Origin of the sequence: Curtobacterium sp. MCBA15_001, from assembly GCF_001864835.1 — a bacterium.
Lineage (GTDB): Bacteria > Actinomycetota > Actinomycetes > Actinomycetales > Microbacteriaceae > Curtobacterium.
Window position 1 is genome coordinate 142,457 of sequence record NZ_MJGI01000007.1, and the last position, 17,493, is coordinate 159,949.

The window sequence follows — 17,493 nt, forward strand, 5'->3', positions numbered from 1 at the left end:
GGTGGGGTCGGGGGTGGTGGTGTCGGGGGTGGCCGGTCGAGGTCGGTCTCCCGCGCCGCCACCGGTGGGCGCACGGACACCGGCGCCTGCGCCTGCGCCTGCGCGGCCACCTGCTCCTGTGCCGGCACCGCCGGGACGCTGTGCCCCCGGTCCGCTCGGGCCCGCACCGCCGGGACCGCGCGCGACGAACTTCACGCGGAAGCCCAGCACGTCGATGATCGCCTGGCGGACGAGCTCGCTGACGCTGGTCGTCGGGTCGGACATCTCCTTGAACGAGGCGACGTCCTGCTGGCTCGGGAACGTCAGCGCGAGGACGTCGTCGCGCAGCGCGGTGACCTGCGCGGTGACGATGACCGTCCACGCCGAACGCTTGGCACGCTGCACGTGCTCGAGCACCTGCGGCCAGGCATCCCGCATCTGCTGCAGCCCGACCGCGGCGATCGGCTGCACGGCCGGCTCGGAACCGATGACGGTCCCCTGCCCGGTCGACGAGGACGATGCCGTCTCCATGTGCTCGGACGGCCGTGCCGGCGCGGTGGACTCGGCGTGGGGGGTGCTCGGCGCGACGGCGGCCCACGACGCGGTGGCGTCCTGTGCAGCGCTGGCCGCGGCTCCGGGAGCGGACTGCGTCGCCGCCGGTTCCCGCCCGCCCGACGAGGACGAGGCGGACGACGAGGACGACGATGGCGCCGACGACGAGGACGACGAGGGTGCCGACGACGAAGGCGACTCGGCCGACGGTGACGCCGCCGCCCCGCCATCGCCGGTCGGCGCAGCGGTCGACGGCGCGGCCGCAGCCGGAGCAGGGGCGGTCCGAGCAGCGGGTACCGCGGGCGCGGCAGCCGTGCGCGTCGACTCGGCAACCTCGGCGGGCGCGTGGTGTCCCCCGGCGTCGCCCACCCCGACACGACGCTCGAGCCGCTCGACCCGGGCGATGGCACCGCGCTGGGTGTCGTCCGCCTCGGGCACGAGCATGCGGGCGATCATGAGTTCCAGGTGCAGCCGCGGCGAGGTCGCCCCGGTCATGTCGGTCAGGGCCCGGTTGGCGATGTCGGCACCCCGCGACAGCCCGGCGGCCCCGAAGACCCCCGCCTGCCGCGACATCGTGTCGAGCTCTTCCGGGGACACCCCGCGCAGCACGGCCCCGGCGCTCTCGTTGGTCGCGGCGACGACGATCAGGTCACGCAGCCGCTCGAGCAGGTCCTCGACGAAGCGGCGCGGGTCCTGCCCGGTCTGCACGACCCGGTCCACCGCGGCGAAGGCCGACCCCGGGTCCGCCACGGCCAGGGCGTCGACGACGTCGTCGAGCAGGGCGCTGTCGGTGTACCCGAGCAGCGCGACGGCACGCTCGTAGCGCAGGGCACCGTCTTCGCTGCCGGCGATGAGCTGGTCGAGCAGGGACAGGGTGTCGCGGACCGAACCGCCGCCGGCACGGACGACGAGGGGCAGCACGCCCGGGTCGACGGAGACGGACTCCTGCGTGCAGAGCTGCTCGACGTACTCGAGCATCGCCGCGGGCGGGACCAGGCGGAACGGGTAGTGGTGCGTGCGCGACCGGATCGTGCCGATGACCTTCTCGGGTTCGGTGGTCGCGAAGATGAACTTGACGTGCTCCGGCGGTTCCTCGACCAGCTTGAGCAGCGCGTTGAAGCCCTGCGGCGTGACCATGTGCGCTTCGTCGAGGATGAAGATCTTGTAGCGGTCGCGCGCCGGGGCGAACACCGCACGGTCCCGCAGGTCGCGGGCGTCGTCCACACCGTTGTGACTGGCGGCATCGATCTCGATCACGTCGAGGGAACCGCTGCCACCGCGCGCCAGTTCGACACAGCTGGGGCAGACGCCGCACGGGGTGTCGGTCGGGCCCTCGGCGCAGTTCAGGCAGCGCGCCAGGATGCGGGCCGACGTCGTCTTGCCACAGCCGCGCGGACCACTGAACAGGTACGCGTGGTTCACGCGGTTGGTGCGCAAGGCGGTCCGGAGCGGGTCGGTGACCTGCGACTGCCCGATCAGCTCGGCGAAGTTCTCGGGCCGGTAACGGCGATACAGGGCGGTGACCACCAGGCAAGGGTAGCCGGGACGGCCGACAGGCGGAGGCCGTCCCGCGGCCCCTGTGCACAGCGCACGACACCGCGCACCCGGTGCAGGACGAGCGCCGCGCACCGCGCCCGACGCACCACGCGCGATCCGGTAGCGACGCACCGGGGACGCACCGCGCCTCCTGGCCGTCAGTGCGACGGACAGGAGGCGCGGTGGCAGCGGGTGCGGACCTCAGCCGACCCGACGGCGGATGCGGCGTGCCAGGCGGGACAGCCCCAGGAGCAGGAACCCGAGGACGACCAGGCCGCCGGCCGCGGCCGCGAGCGGTCCGACGGCCGCGCCGGTGAAGGCGAGGTCACCCGAGCCGCCGGCCGCGCCGGAACCGACCCCGGTCCCGCCGGTCCCGCCGGTCCCGGGCAGACCGGGCGCACCAGGCGTTCCCGGAAGCCCGGGCGTCCCCGGCGTGCCGGGCGTCCCGGGCGTACCCGGGTCCCCAGGCGTGCCCGGACCGCTGGCCGGGTCGACCACGAAGGTCGTCGACTGCGGGGCCGACGTGGCCCCGTCGACGGTCTGCGTGACCACCACCGAGTGGTCACCGACCCCGGCCGTGACCACGACCGACCACGCGCCGTCCGGGCCGGCCGTCGTCGTCAGCGAGGTGCCGCCGTCCACCACGACCGTGACGGTCGCACCCGGCTGGGCGGTACCCGCGATCCGCCAGGCAGCGGTCCCGTCGGCGGACGCGCTCTGGTGTGCTCCCGGCAGTGGCGAGGTGATCGTCAGCGGAGCGACCGCCTGCACCACGATCGGCACCTCCGGTGCTGCCTGGTCGACCCCGTCCAAGGTCTGCACCGCACGGATCGTCCAGCTCCCCGCGGGGACCCGGTCGAACGTGACGGTCCAGGCGCCCGTGCCGTCGGCGGTGGTGGTCCGCACCTGCCCGGTGGACAGGGTGACCGTGACCGTGACGTCCGGTGTGGCCGTGCCGGTCACCGGGAACGAGGCGGTGCCACCGGGGCCGGAGGCCGCGATCAGCTGCCCCGCCGTGGGAGCGGTGACCACGATGTCCGTCGGCGACGCGGTGACGACCGTGATGCCGCTGGTGACCGGGTCGGACGTCACGCCGCCCACCGTCTGGGTGACGGCGACGGTGTGTGCGCCCGCTGGGACGTCGACGATCGTGACCGTCCACGAGCCGTCGTCGCCGGCGGTCGTCGTGCCGGTCTGCCCGTCGACGTCGACCGTGACCGTCGCCCCGGGCTCGGCGGTGCCGCTCACCGGGACGGACACGGTCGCACCGGTCGTCGGCAGGACCTGCCCGTCGGTCGGGCTCGTGACCGTGACCGGCGTGGCGGCGACCACGGAGAACCCGACCTCGGGTGCGGCGCTCTCGACGTCGTCCACGGTCTGGGTCGCCACGATGGTGTGGGCCCCGAGGCCGATGCCCGGCACCGTGACGGTCCACGCTCCGTCGTCGCCCGCCGTCGTCGTCACCGGTGTGCCGCCGTCGATGGTCACGGAGACCGTCGCACCCGCCGCTGCCGTGCCGCCGACCGTCACGTCCGTGGCGTCGCCGAGCACGCGGTAGGTGGTGCCCGCCGCCGGTGCGGTCACGACGACCGCGTCCTGCTCGGCGACCGCGACGGTGAAGGCGCGACGGACCGGGTCGGAGGTGGTGCCGTTCACGACCTGGGTGACCTCGAGGGCGTGTGGGCCCTCGGCGAGGTCCGTCAGCGTGGTCGTCCAGCGACCGTCGGGGCCGACGACCGCCGTGACCGCGTCGCCGCCGTCGGCGACGATCCGGACGGTGGCGCCGGGCTCCCCGGTGCCGTTCACGACCACGTCCGCACCGGTCGATCCGGCCGGGACGGTGACCGTCGCACCGGCTGCCGGTGCGTCGATCGCCAGGGTGGTCGCGCCGGCCACCGTGAACCGCGTGGTGACGGCTGCGGAGGTCGACCCGTCGACCGTCTGGGTGGCCTGCACGGTGTGCGGACCGGTCCCGACGTCCGGCAGCTCGACGGACCACGTGCCGGCGGTCGTCGCCGTCACGGTCTGCGCGGTGCCGTCGTCCAGGGTGACCCGGACGGTGGCGCCCGCCTGGGCGGCGCCCGACGCGGTCACCGTGGTGGTCGAGTCGTCCTGCGCCACCCGGATCGTCGAGTCCGCGACGGGCGTCACGATGGTCACCGGGTCGGCGGCCACGACGTGCACGGGCACGGTGACCGGGGCGGACTCGGTGTCGCCGACACGCTGCGTCACGCTGACGACCGGGTCGCCGGCGCCGACGTCGAGCACCTGGACGGTCCAGGCGCCGTCGGGACGGACCGTGGTGGACCCGCTCCGACCGTCGCCGAGGTCGACGACCACGGTCGCGCCGGGTTCGGCGGTGCCGGTGACCTCGACGGTGGTGGTCGCGTCCGCGTCGCCGAGCAGGTACTCGGCGTCCGCGGTCGGCGCGGTGACCCGCACCGGCGCACCGGCCTCGACCGTGAACATCGACTCGACGGGCGTCGTCGAGGTCGAGCCCTCGACGGTCTGCGTGACGCTGACGTCGTGCGGGCCCACGCCGAGGTCCGGGACCTCGACCGACCAGCTGCCGTCCGGCCCCGCCGTGACCTCGACCGGGTCCCGGTCGTCGATGCGGACCGCGACCGTGGCGCCGGGCTGCGCGTCACCGGCGACGACGACCGTGGTCGTCTGGTCCGGGTCGGCGACCGTGATCGGCTCGTCCGCGTCGGGCTGCCGGATCGTGAGGGCGGCCGCGGCCACCACGGACACCGGGCGCTCGACCGCGGCGCTCGTGGTGCCGTTGACCGACTGGCGCACACGCGCCGTCCACGATCCCGCGGGCACCGCCTGCACGGTGACGTTCCAGGTGCCGTCGTCCTCGACCGTGGTGGTCGCGGTGCCGCCGTCCCCGAGGTCGACCGTGACGGTCGCCCCGGGCTGGCCGGTGCCGACGAAGTCGACGTCGGTGGTCGCCTGACCGTCGGCCACGGTGACGCGGGTGGCGCCGACCGGGTCGGTGACGGCGAGCGGGGCTCCGGCGGCGACTGAGACCGTCGCGCTGACGGGCTCCGAGGTCTGCCCGTCGAAGCGCTCGGTGGCGCTCACGCTGTGGTCGCCGACCGTGACGTCCGCGAACGTGACCGTCCACGTGCCGTCGGTGGCCGTGACCGTCCGGGTGCTGCCGTCGGAGAACGTGACGGTGACGACCGCCCCCGGCTGCGCCGTCCCGGTCACCACGACGTCCGCGGTGCCGTTCGCGTCCGCGACCGTCAGCGTGGTCCCGTCCGCCGGCGCGGTGAGGACGATGTCAGCGGCCGCCTGGACCGAGACGGTGCGTCCCGGACTGGAGGCCGTGGTGCCGCCGACGGTCTGGGTCGCGCTGAGCGGCTGGTCACCGACCGGCACACCGGTGAAGGTGACCGTCCAGGCGCCGTCCGCGTCCGCGGTGGTCGCCAGTTCGTCGTCGCCCAGGCGCACGGTGACGGGCGCGCCCGCGGCGGCGGTCCCGGTGACGGTGACGTCCCGCGTGCCGTCCTCGCCGATGACGGAGAGGACGGTGTCCGGCTCCGGTGTGGTCACCGTGACCGGGTCGGCCGCCACGACGGTGACGGTCCGGTCGACCGGCTGCGAGGTGGCACCGCCGAGCGTCTGGGTCACCGACACGGGGTGCTCGTCGACGCCGAGCGCCGGGAACGTGACCGTCCAGGTGCCGTCGGGAGCGACCGTGGTGGTCTGGTCCGGGGCGCCGGGCGTCGTCGCGGTGACGACGGCACCGGGCTGTGCGGTGCCCGAGAGCGTGACCGGCGTGGACACGTCCTCGCCGGCGACCGTGGTGGTCGTGTCGGCACCCGGGTCCGTGATCCGGACGGGGCTGGCCGTGACGACGCGGAACGACGTCGGCAGCGCGCTCGTGCTGATGCCGTTCACGGTCTGGGTCGCCTCGACGGTGACGGTCCCGCCCGGAGCCAGCCCCGGTGCCGTGACCGTCCACGCTCCCGTGAGCGGGTCAGCGGACGTCGTGAGGGCGGTGCCCCCACCGACGACGACGGACACCGCGGCGCCGGGCTCGGCGGTTCCGGAGACGGCCACGTCGGTCGTCGCGTCCTCGGCGACCACGACGAACCGGGTCCCGACCGGCGGGGTGTCGATGGTGATCGCGCGGCCGGGGACGACGGTGAAGTCGCGCTCGACGAGCGGACCGTCCGTGCCGTTGACGGACTGCGTCGCCGTCACGGTGTGCTGACCGACCGCCAGCGCGGTGCTGCCCGTCGCCGGGGCGGTCCAACGGCCGTCCGCGTCCGCGGTCACCACGATCGGAGCGCCGTCGTCGAAGCGCACCGTGACGGTGGCACCGGCCTCGGCGGTCCCGGTCGCGATCGCGCCGGCGGTGCCGTCGCCGCGTGCGGGGACCTCCTGACCGTCGGTGGGCGTCTCGATGACGAGCGCGTCGCCGGCCACGACCGTGAGGTCGCGGTCGACCGCGGGCGAGGTGACACCGCCGACGGTCTGCGTGACCGACACGGTGTGGTCACCGGTCGCGACGGCCGGCAGCGTGGTGCTCCACGTGCCGTCGGTCCCTGCGGTGAGCGTCACCGGGTCACCGTCGTCGATGACGACGGTGACGGTGGCACCCGGCTCGGCGGTGCCGCTGACGGGCACGTCGATCGTCGAGGACTCCTGCGCGACCGTCGTGGTCACACCCTGCGTCGGGGTCGTCACGGCGAGCGCAGCCGCTCGTTCGACGGTCACGACCCGGTCGGGAGCGGACGAGGTCGTGCCGCCGACGGTCTGCGTCGCCGTGACCGTGTACCGGCCGAGCGGGACGTCCGCGAAGGTCACGGTCCAGGTGCCGTCCGTGTCCGCGGTGGTCGTCGCGGTGCGGCCGGTCGCCAGCCTGACGTCGACCTCGGCACCGGGTTCCGCGGTGCCCGTGACGGGCAGGTCGGTCGTCGTGCCCAGGATCCGGACGACGGCGCCGTCGGCGGGCGCGGTGACCACGACCGGGTCGCCGGCTGCGATCGTGAAGGACGACGTGACCGGACCGGAGGTGGTGCCCGCGACCGTCTGCGTCGCGGTGACCGTCCGCGGACCGACCGGGACGTCGGCGAACGTGGCCGTCCAGGCGCCGTTGCCGTCGGCCGTGACGGACGCGGTGAACGCGCCGCCGATGCCGAGGTCGACCCGGGCGCCCGGCGCTGCCGAACCCGTGACGGTGACCGGCCGGGTGGACGCGGCGTCGGCGACGGTCAGCTCGGTGCCGTCGGCCGGGGTGGCGATCGTCAGCGCGGCGGCGGGCGTGACGGTGAAGTCGCGCTCGACCGGGGCGCTGGTGGTGCCGCCGACCGTCTGGGTGACGCTCGCCGTGTACGACCCGGCGGGGACGCCCGGGACGACGGTGGACCAGCGGCCGTCGGTGCCGGCGGTGGTGGTTGCGGTGCGGCCGTCACCGGCGTCGACGGTGATCGTCGCGCCGGCCTGGGCCGAGCCCGCGACGGTGACGTCGCGGGTCGCGTCGGCGTCGGCGACCGGGAGGTCCTGGCCGTCGGTCGGGGTGGTGACGGTGAGCGCAGCGGCGGCGACGACCTGGAAGGCCCGCGTCACCGGCGCCGACGTGGTGTCCCCGACGGTCTGGGTCACCGAGGCCGTGTACGAGCCGACGGGCACGTCCGGCACCGTCACGCTCCACGCGCCGGAGCCGTTCGTGGTGCCGGTGGCGGTCCGGCCGCCGCCGAGGTCGACGGTGACCGTGCTGTTCGGCGTCGCCGTGCCGGTGAGGGTGACGGGAGCGGAGGACCCGAGGACCGTGAAGGTCTGCCCCGACGTCGGGGTGGCGATCGTGAGGGCCTGCTGCGCGACGACGGAGAAGGCCCGCGTCGCCGTGCCGAGGGTCGTGCCGCCGAGGGTCTGGGTCGCGGTTGCGGTGTAGCTGCCCGTCGGCAGGGCGGGGACCGCGGTCGTCCAGGTGCCGCCGGCCGTGACGGTCGTGGTGGCGGTCCGGCCGTTGCCGAGGTCGACGGTGATCGTGGCGCCGGGCTCCCCCGTGCCGCTGATCGTGACCGAGCGGGTGGCCGACGCGGACGGCACGCTGAACTGCGCTCCGGCCGTCGGCGCGGTGATGGCCACCGGGGCGATCGCGGTCGCACGCACCGTGGAGGTGGCGAGGTCGACGGTGGCGACACCCGCCCCGGGCAGGACCGACAGGCGGAGGGCGTGCACGCTCTGCGCGCCGGCGTCGGTGCCGCGACCGTCACGGAAGCCGGTGGTCGTGTCCTGCGCGTTCACGGTCACGTCGATGACCTGACGCAGCAGCAGGACCACGGGCGCGAGCAGGTCCGCGACCGCCGTCGTCGTGGCCGTCAGGGTGCGTCCGAGCGCGACGAGCGCGTCGCCGGTCACCAGGGGGCCGACGAGCGTTCGCACCGCCGGCAGCAGGACCGTGTTCACGACGGGGGTGACGAGGGGCTGGAGGACCCCACTGGACAGGCCGAGGCCGGTGACCGTGACGGTCGGTGCCGGACCGGCGACGGTGCCGAGCAGCTGCCCGATCGTCGTCGCGACGGTGATGTCGAGCGGCGCGACGGGCAGGCCGGCGAGCGTCGCGTTGGCGGTGACCCGGACCGAGATCGCCGTCGAGTTCACCGTGTTGACGACGGCGGTCTGCAGCGCGGCCGGCAGCTGGCGTCCGAGGACGTCGGCGATGGCGGCGTTGATCGAGGCGACGGCCTGCTGGGTCAGCACCGGGGTGTTCGCGGGCTGGCCGTTGAGCGCCGTGAGCTGGTCCAGGTCGACCGTGATCGCACCGGTCGACGGCGTGATGGTGACCGCACCGGAGGTGAGCGGCTGCGCGAGCACCTGGGTGAGCGTGTCGTCGAGGTTCAGGTTCACCGTCGCCCGCGCCGTGGTGCCGCTCAACGAGACGACCCCGAGCGAGGACAGCGCTCCGGTGAGCCCCGTCGTCAGCTGGGTGGTGACCCCGCTGAGGGCCCCGTTCGCCCCGACCGTTGCGTTCACCCCGGACGAGAACGTGCGCAGGTCCGATCGCAGCGCGGTGGTCAGGCCGGACACCGCGGGGCTCTGCAGGCGCAGCTGTGCGCCGGCGATCCGGTAGTCACTCGTCGTCGTCACCGCCGTGCCACGGTTCGCCGCGATCGTCGATGCGAACGCCCCGATCGTCAGCCGGCCGTCGGCCAGGACGCTCGGGGCCGCACCGACACGCGTCAGCAGCGGGTTGAGGTCCACCGTCGCGCCCGAGCCGTTCGTCCCGGTGCCGACGCCGATGCCGCCGTTGCCGGTGACCAGCCCGGACGATGCGGTCGCCCCTGTGGCCGACGTGGTGGCGTACTGCCCGGCGACGCCGAGCGTCAGGATGCCGTTCGCCCCGAGCAGGTCGATGTCGTTGCCGAGGTCGACGTTCACCGCGTTCAGGGCCGTGACGTCGACCGGCTGGCTCGTGGTGCCCCCGCCGCTCGTCGCTCCGCGCGCCGAGTAGGCCCCGGCGAGCTGTGCGACCGCATCGACGTCGACGATGCCCGAGCCGCCGAGCAGCACGCCCTCGGCCTCGGCGACGTCGGTCGGCGCCGCGCTGGCCGGCTGGATCGCCACCGTCGCGGCGAGCAGTGCCGTGACCGTCGCGACGACTCCGCTGCGCAGCAGCAGGCCTCGTTCTCGGGGGGTGCGGGGGCTGCCGTCGCCTGACCCGGGTACGCGGGTACCACGAAGCGACACGTGCTTGCGCATGCGTGTTCCTCATCCTGACGGGCGCACCCGTCACCTGATCCTCGGACGTCGTCGGTGGTTGGCCGACGACACTGCTGGAGTCCTGGTGAGGGACTCCGGAGCCTGGTTGGGGGCTCCTGTGAGGGATCTTTGCACACGATCAGGGAGTCGTCACCTGTCGAGACACAGAAAAGACTCCTCACGCACCCGCCAGAGCCCGGTTGCCCTTGCTGCGTTTCCGCCCTGGGGGAGTTGGCCTGGATGGCGTCACGTGAGGAGCCGCCGAGAAGTCTACCGGACGCGACGGGCATGATCGAACACATGAAGATCGCCATCGCCGGGGGCCACGGCCAGATCGCCCTCCTCCTCGCCCGCCTGATCGTCGACGCCGGACACGAGGCCGTCGGCATCGTCCGGAACCCCGCGCACGTGTCCGACGTCGAGCAGACCGGGGCGGCGGCGATCGTCGCCGACCTCGAACAGCTCGACGACGACGAGCTCGCCCTGCGGCTGCGCGGCGTCGACGCGGTGGTGTTCGCCGCCGGTGCCGGGCCGAACAGCGGCGCCGAGCGGAAGCTCACCGTCGACCGCGACGGGGCGGTGCTGCTCGCCGACGCCGCCGTCCGGATGGGCATCGAGCGCTACGTGATGATCTCCGCGCTCGGCGCCGACGCGTACGACCGTGAGCAGGCCGTCGTCCCGGCCGCCGACGACCGCGCCGTGTTCCAGGTGTACCTGCGCGCGAAGTCCGAGGCCGACGCCGACCTGCGTGCGCGACGACTGCGCTGGACGATCGTCCGCCCGGGTGGCCTGCTCGACACGCCGCCGCAGGGGACGGTCTCGGTCGGCCGCACGGTCCCCCGGGGCTCGATCCCCCGGGCGGACGTCGCCGCGGTCGTGCTGCACGCCCTGCTCGACGACACCGCGGTGGGCGTGCAGTTCGAGGTGACGAGCGGCAACACGCCGATCCCGGCAGCGCTGAGCGCGCTCAGCTAGCGCGACCGGCCCGCGCGTGGTCGACGCACGCGCGGACGGGGCACGCGCTCGGCTAGAGCGCGACCGCCGCGGACTGCCGCGCGATCTCGAGTTCCTCGTTCGTCGGGATCACGAGCACGGCGACACGGGACACGTCCGTCGAGATGACCCGAGCCTCGCGCGAGTGCAGCTCGTTCCGGTCGTCGTCGATCTCGATCCCCAGGTGCTCGAGCCCGGCCAGCACCCGGCGACGCAGCAGCGCGTTGTTCTCCCCCACGCCCGCGGTGAACACCACGGCGTCGAGCCCGCCGAGCTGCGCGGTGTAGGCGCCGACGTAGCGACGGATGCGGTGCCGGTACACGGCGAGCGCCGCCTCGGCCGTCTCGTCACCGTCGATCGCGGCTGCCTGCACGTCGCGCATGTCGCCGTTGCCGGTCAGCCCGAGCAGCCCCGAGCGCTTGTTGAGCATGTCGTCGAGGTCGTCGAACGACAGCCCGGCCCGTCGGTGCAGGTGGATGAGCACCGCGGGGTCCAGGTCGCCCGACCGGGTGCCCATCACCAGTCCTTCGAGCGGGGTGAGTCCCATCGAGGTCTCGATGGACCGGCCACCGTCGATCGCCGCGGCCGAGGCGCCGTTGCCCAGGTGCAGCACGATCGTCTTCAGCTCGGCGAGCGGGCGCCCGAGGAACACGGCGGTCTGCTCGGAGACGTACTTGTGGCTCGTGCCGTGCATGCCGTAGCGCCGGATCTGGTACTGCTCGGCCAGGTCGGCCGGGATCGCGTACGTGTAGGCGTGCGGCGGCATCGTCTGGTGGAAGGCGGTGTCGAACACGGCGACGTGCGGCACGTCCGCGAAGACCTGCTGCGCCGCACGGATCCCCTCGAGGTTCGCCGGGTTGTGCAACGGGGCCAGGCTGGCGAGTGCCTCGATCTGCTGCTCGACCTCGGGGGTCACCACGGTCGCCCGGTCGAACGTGGTCCCGCCGTGCACCACGCGGTGCCCCACGACCGAGGGCGGGTGCTCGTCGAACGAGGGCCCCGTCCTGGCGAAGGCGTCGAGCATCGCCTGGAACCCGGCGGCGTGGTCCGGCACCTGGGCCGCGTCGTTCGAGGCGGACTCCCCCGTGAGCGCGTTCGTGTGCTTCCACGACCCGCTGGACTCGCCGATGCGCTCGACGAGTCCGGACGCGAGGGTCCGCTCACCGTCGAGCTCGATGAGCTGGTACTTGAACGAACTCGATCCGGAGTTGACGACGAGGGCGGCGGTCACGAGGGGCTCGCTTTCTGTGGGTGGCCCGGTGGGGCCGGTCGGGAGGCTCGGGTGCGGACCGGCGGTCAGGCCGCGTCGGTCGCGGTGCCGGTCGCAGTGCCGGGCGCGGGGACGTCGGCCGTTCCGGCCTGGATGGCCGTGATGGCCACGGTGTTGACGATGTCGCTCACGAGCGCACCCCGGGACAGGTCGTTGATCGGCTTGCGCAGCCCCTGCAGCACCGGACCGATCGCGACGGCGCCGGCCGATCGCTGCACGGCCTTGTACGTGTTGTTGCCGGTGTTCAGGTCCGGGAAGATGAACACGGTCGCGTGTCCGGCGACCGGCGAGTCCGGCATCTTGGTGCTGGCGACGGTCGGGTCGGCGGCGGCGTCGTACTGGATCGGCCCCTCGACGAGCAGGTCGGGGCGGCGTTCCCGGACGAACGCCGTGCCCGCACGCACCTTGTCGACGTCGGCACCGGAGCCGCTGTCGCCGGTCGAGTAGCTCAGCATCGCCACACGCGGGTCGATGCCGAACTGGGTGGCGGTCTCGGCGGACGAGATCGCGATGTCGGCGAGCTGCTCGCTCGACGGGTCCGGGATCACCGCGCAGTCGCCGTAGACCAGGACCCGGTCGGCGAGGGCCATCAGGAACACGCTCGACACGATCGACGTGTCCGGGCGGGTCTTGATGATCTCGAACGACGGCCGGATCGTGTGCGCCGTCGTGTGCTTCGCGCCGGAGACCATGCCGTCGGCCAGCCCGAGCTGCACCATCATCGTGCCGAAGTACGACACGTCGGTGACGGTGTCGCGCGCGAGCTCCATGCTCATGCCCTTGTGGGCCCGCAGCCGGGTGTACTCCTCGGCGAAGCGTTCCCGCAGCTCGGGGTCGAACGGCGACACCAGGTCGGCGGCGTCGAGGTCGAGGCCGAGCTCGGTCGCACGGGCACGGATGGCTGCGGGGTCCCCGAGGATCGTCAGCGCGCACACCTGTCGCTGCAGCAGGGTCGAGGCCGCGCGGAGGATCCGGTCGTCGTCGCCTTCGGGCAGGACGATGCGCTTGGCGTGTTCCCGTGCACGGTCGATCAGCCCGTGCTCGAACATCAGCGGCGTGACGACCCCGGACGGCGTGACCTGCAGCCGCGCGAGCAGCTCGTCCGCGCCGACGTGCCGCTCGAACAGCGCCAGCGCCAGGTCGGCCTTGCGCGGTGAGTCCGCCGCCAGACGCCCGCGGGTCTGCGTGATCCGGAGCGCGGTGTCGTACGTGCCGAGGTGGTTCGTCGCGATCGGCAGCGAGCTGGAGAGTCCCTCGAGCAGCCGGGTGATCTGCGGCGCGGTCTCGAACCCGCCGTTGAGGATCACGCCCGCCAGGCTCGGGAAGGTCTCGGACTGGTTCGCCAGCAGGGTGGCGATCAGGACGTCGTTGCGGTCACCCGGCACGACGACGATGCCGCCCTCGATCAGGCGCGGCAGCACGTTCTCCATGCTCATGCCGGCGACCACGGTGCCCAGGGCCTCTCGGTCGAGCAGGGCCTCGTCCCCGCGGACGAAGGTGGCGTCCGTCGCGGCCAGGAGCGCCCGGACGGTCGGGGCGACCAGCACGGCGTCTTCCGGGATGGCCCAGACGGGGGTGTCCGGGTGGTGGTCCGCCACCGTCGCCGAGACGCTGTCGCAGATCTCGGCGAGGGCATCGGGGTCGGCGCGGTTCACCACGACGCCGAGCAGCTGGGCGTGCGCCGCGCGGAGTTCGCTCGTCGTGACGTCGGCGACCTGGCCCATGTCGGCGGGCGTGCGCGCACCGCGCTCGGCGGAGACCCGGCCGCCCAGGACCAGCAGCACGGGTGCGCCGAGGTTGGCGGCGACCTTGGCGTTGAACGACAGCTCGGTGGGGCTGCCCACGTCGGTGTAGTCCGAACCGAGCACCACGACCGCGTCGTACTGCCGTTCGACCTGCCCGAAGCGCCCGACGATCGTCGCGAGGGCGGCGTCCGGGTCGGCGTGCACGTCGTCGTAGGTGACCCCGACGGCGTCGTCGTACGCCTGGTTCGTGCCGGTGTGCTGGAGCAGGAGCTCGAGCACGTAGTCGGGTTCCTCGACCGAGCGGGCGACCGGGCGGAACACGCCGACGCGGCCGACCGTGCGTGCGAGGGTCTCGAGGACACCGAGCGCCACCGTGCTCTTGCCCGTGTGTCCTTCTGCTGACGTGATGTAGATGCGGGTCGACACGGTCCCAGCGTAGCCGCGCGACCGAAGCCGCCTCTGGGAGCGGTGGGGGCTGTGGACGACGGTGGTTCTCCACACCCGCGAAGACCTGTACCATGGGGTGTCGTCGCGAGACGGCACCAGGAGAATTCGCCTAGTGGCCTATGGCGCACGCTTGGAAAGCGTGTTGGGTGCAAGCCCTCGGGGGTTCGAATCCCCCATTCTCCGCCGAGCAGGACAGCACGACCAGCACGACCAGCACGACCAGCAGGACAGCATCACGACGAGCAGCGCGGGACCGAACCGGTCCCGCGTTGTCGTCGTTCTGGGGCCTGCGCAGCGGTCGTCGCGCCGCCGGTCCCCCACCCTGTGGACCCGGTTGCACCCCGTTCGCCATGAGCGACCTCGACAAGGGTGGACAGATCTGTCGCACGGTCCCGTCGCTGTCCTAAGCTGGCCGACGAGCGATCCGTCCGGACGCTCGCGGGGAAGAGGAGCTGCACCGTGGGGGACACGACCGTACCGCCGACGGCCAGGACCCCGTCGACCTACGACCTGGTGCTCCGACCGCGCCCGTCGATCGTCCGTTCGACGGCGCTGAGCGTGGTCTTCTCCGCCGTGCCCCTGGCGGTCGCGCTCGTCTGGGTCTCGTTCCCGGTGCGGACCCTGGCCGTCCTGGTCATCGCGGTCGTGGTGCTCGCCGCGGTCGTGGGGCTCGCGTTCGTCCGACTGCGCTTCGCGTTCGTCGGCGTGGGGCCGCAGGTCGTGACCGTGCGCGGACTCGTCTCGCCCACCCGGACCCTGCCCCGTGCGGACGTCGCCAGCCTGGTGCTCGGGACGACCTTCGGCAGCTCGGTCGACCGGACCACGCGTGAGCTCGTCGCCCTCGACGCCGACGGCAGCCGGCTCTTCCGGATGCGCGCGGACATCTGGGGCGACGGCGCCATCGACGAGGTCGTCGATGCCCTCGGCGTGCAGATCGACGAAGTCCGTCGACCGATGCCCGCGCGGGACTTCGCCCGCCGCACGCTCCGTGGAGCCGACGAGACCCGCGCGCTCCGCGGCGCCGACGAGACCCGCACGCTCCGCACCCCCGACGAGGGCTGACCCGCTCGGCCCTACCGCCGTCGCCGCAGCGTCGAGAAGATCCCCTGCACGACCTCCTTGGCGATGGTGCCGCCGAGTCCCCCGCCGAGCAGGTCCGACAACGGGTCGCCCGAGCGCCGTGACGTCGACGTCCGGCTCCGCGACCGGGAGGACCCCCGCGAGCGCCGGGCTTCGGCCGCGCGCTCGGCCTGCTCGAACTCGCGCTGCGTCCGCTCGTACTCCCGTTGCGCCGTGGCCTGCTCGCGCGCCTCGCGCTTCGCATCTGCGGCCGCCTGCTTGGCGGCGGCAGCAGCCGCACGGGCCGACTCCTTCTCGGCCTCGGCAGCGGCGACCTCGGCCGCCTCGTGCGCGTCGGCAGCGGCGGCCTGCGCAGCAGCTGCCTCCATGCGTCGCGCCAGGATCTCGTGCGCCGAGTCGGGGTCGACGCGGGTGCCGTAGGTGGCGAGGAGCGGGGAGGCGGCGACCCGGGCCTCCAGGTCGGCCGCCGGCATCGCGTCCATCGACCCCTGGGGCGCACGCAAGCGGGTCCACGCCACCGGCGTGGGTGCGCCCTGTTCGTTCATCACCGTGACGATGGCCTCGCCGGTGGCCAGCGAGGTGAGGACCTCCCCCAGGTCGTACCCGCTCGTCGGGTACGTCGAGACCGTCGCGCGGAGGGCCTTGGCGTCGTCCGGGGTGTGCGCGCGGAGCTGGTGCTGCACGCGCGACCCGAGCTGTGCCAGCACGTCGTTCGGCACGTCCTTCGGGGTCTGCGTGACGAAGAAGATGCCGACGCCCTTGGAGCGGATCAGCCGGACGGTGCGGACGATCTGCTCGAGGAAGTCCTTCGACGCGCCACTGAACAGCAGGTGTGCCTCGTCGAAGAAGAACACGAGCTTCGGCTTGTCCTGGTCGCCGACCTCGGGCAGCTCGTTGAACAGGTCGGCGAGCAGCCACATCAGGAACGTCGAGAACACCTGCGGCTGGTCCTGCACACCCGGCACCTCGAGCAGGCTGACGACGCCCCGACCGTCGGCGGCGGTCCGCAGGAAGACCTGGGTGTCGATCTCCGGCTCGCCGAAGAACTGGTCGGCCCCCTGGTCGGCGAACGTGATGAGCTCGCGGAGGATCACCCCGACGGTCTGCTTCGACAGCCCACCCAGGTCGGCCAGCTCGGGCTTGCCCGCATCGCTCACCAGGAACGTCAGGACGCTCCGCAGGTCGGTCAGGTCGACGAGCGGCAGGCCGGCCTGCTCGGCGTAGTGGAACACCAGGCCGAGCGAGGACTCCTGCGTGTCGTTGAGTCCGAGGACCTTCGACAGCAGCAGCGGCCCGAACCCGGACACGGTCGCCCGGATCGGCACGCCGGTCCCCTGCCCACCGAGCGAGTAGAACTCCGCCTGGCTCGCGACGGGCGTCCACTGCTGTCCGATGCCGGCCGTGCGGGCCAGCAGCTTGTCGTTCCCGGTGCCCGCCAGCGCCAGCCCCGACAGGTCGCCCTTGACGTCGGCCGCGAACACCGGCACGCCGTTCGCCGCGATCTGCTCCGCGAGGACCTGCAGCGTGCGCGTCTTGCCCGTGCCGGTCGCGCCGGCGACCAGCCCGTGCCGGTTGAGCATCGCGAGCGGGATGCGGACCTGGACGTCCGGCAGCGCGGTGCCGTTCACCAGGGCGCCGAGCTCCAGGGCGCTGCCGGTGACGGCGTAGCCGTCGCGGATCGCGGTGACGGCCGCCTGGTCGAGTGGCCCGACGGGAGGCTCGGTGCCGGTGGACGACGCGGTCGTCGGTGCCGGGGCGGTCGCCGCCGGGGCCGGGGCCGGTTCCGTCGCGGCCGGCGGCTGCTCGGGTCCTGCCGCCGTGGGTGTGGCCGGCGCGGGGGCTGCCTGCGTGGGGGCTGGTGCTGCGGGTTCGGGGCTCGCCGCGGGGGCTGGTGGCGTGGGTGTGGCCGGCGCGGGGACTGGTGCTGCGGGCTCGGCGCTCTCTGTGGGGGCCGGTGCTGCCGCTGCCAGCGCTGCGGCGAGCTCCTCGGCCCGTGCCACGGCTTCGTCCGCCAGTCGTCGTGCCTCGTCGGCGGCGGCCCGTGCTGCCTCGGCCGCTGCCCGTGCCTGCTCCACCGCGTCGCTCATGGCCACAGCCTAGGGACGCGCCAACCCGCGTGTCCGGCCGATGTGTGGCCTCGCTGCCGGGGCCTCCGCGCCGCCCACCCACGCC

7 protein-coding genes, 1 tRNA gene and 1 other RNA gene are annotated in these 17,493 nt (G+C 73.7%); 3 read left to right on the forward strand and 6 right to left on the reverse strand.

Translation table 11 applies throughout. The annotated features are described in order from the left end of the window. From BIU90_RS04425 to ffs, 3 genes are all read right to left on the reverse strand, one after another. The coding region (locus BIU90_RS04425) for a DNA polymerase III subunit gamma and tau (protein ID WP_175470134.1) at positions 1-2,058 on the reverse strand (2,058 nt) is incomplete at its 3' end. 210 nt (positions 2,059-2,268) lie between these two features. Further along, positions 2,269-9,786, reverse strand: a complete 7,518-nt coding sequence (locus BIU90_RS04430) for a choice-of-anchor G family protein (RefSeq protein ID WP_071299022.1) — start codon at positions 9,784-9,786, stop codon at positions 2,269-2,271. 166 nt (positions 9,787-9,952) lie between these two features. Then, positions 9,953-10,049: signal recognition particle sRNA small type (gene ffs / locus BIU90_RS04435), an RNA gene on the reverse strand. Positions 10,050-10,086: 37 nt separating this feature from the next. Here ffs and BIU90_RS04440 point away from each other — a divergent pair. After that, entirely contained in the window at positions 10,087-10,761 is a 675-nt protein-coding gene (locus tag BIU90_RS04440) for an SDR family oxidoreductase (RefSeq protein WP_071299042.1), read from the forward strand. 52 nt (positions 10,762-10,813) lie between these two features. On the opposite strand, the gene BIU90_RS04445 is transcribed toward BIU90_RS04440, so the two are convergent. After that, positions 10,814-12,010: an acetate/propionate family kinase gene (locus BIU90_RS04445; RefSeq protein WP_071299023.1), complete on the reverse strand. Its 1,197-nt coding sequence runs from the start codon at positions 12,008-12,010 to the stop codon at positions 10,814-10,816. 65 nt (positions 12,011-12,075) lie between these two features. Further along, positions 12,076-14,220 carry a phosphate acetyltransferase gene (gene pta / locus BIU90_RS04450; protein WP_071299024.1) on the reverse strand — a complete coding sequence of 715 codons (2,145 nt, stop codon included), beginning with the start codon at positions 14,218-14,220 and terminating at the stop codon, positions 12,076-12,078. Between the two features lie 119 nt (positions 14,221-14,339). Between pta and BIU90_RS04455 the strand changes: the two genes are divergently transcribed. Both BIU90_RS04455 and BIU90_RS04460 read left to right on the forward strand, forming a co-directional pair. Continuing rightward, positions 14,340-14,424, forward strand: a tRNA-Ser gene (locus BIU90_RS04455). A gap of 276 nt (positions 14,425-14,700) precedes the next feature. Beyond that, positions 14,701-15,303: a hypothetical protein gene (locus BIU90_RS04460; protein ID WP_071299025.1), complete on the forward strand. Its 603-nt coding sequence runs from the start codon at positions 14,701-14,703 to the stop codon at positions 15,301-15,303. A gap of 11 nt (positions 15,304-15,314) precedes the next feature. Here the strand turns inward: BIU90_RS04460 and BIU90_RS04465 are convergent, their stop codons facing one another. Further along, positions 15,315-17,408, reverse strand: a complete 2,094-nt coding sequence (locus BIU90_RS04465) for a helicase HerA-like domain-containing protein (RefSeq protein ID WP_071299026.1) — start codon at positions 17,406-17,408, stop codon at positions 15,315-15,317. Positions 17,409-17,493 lie beyond the last annotated feature (85 nt).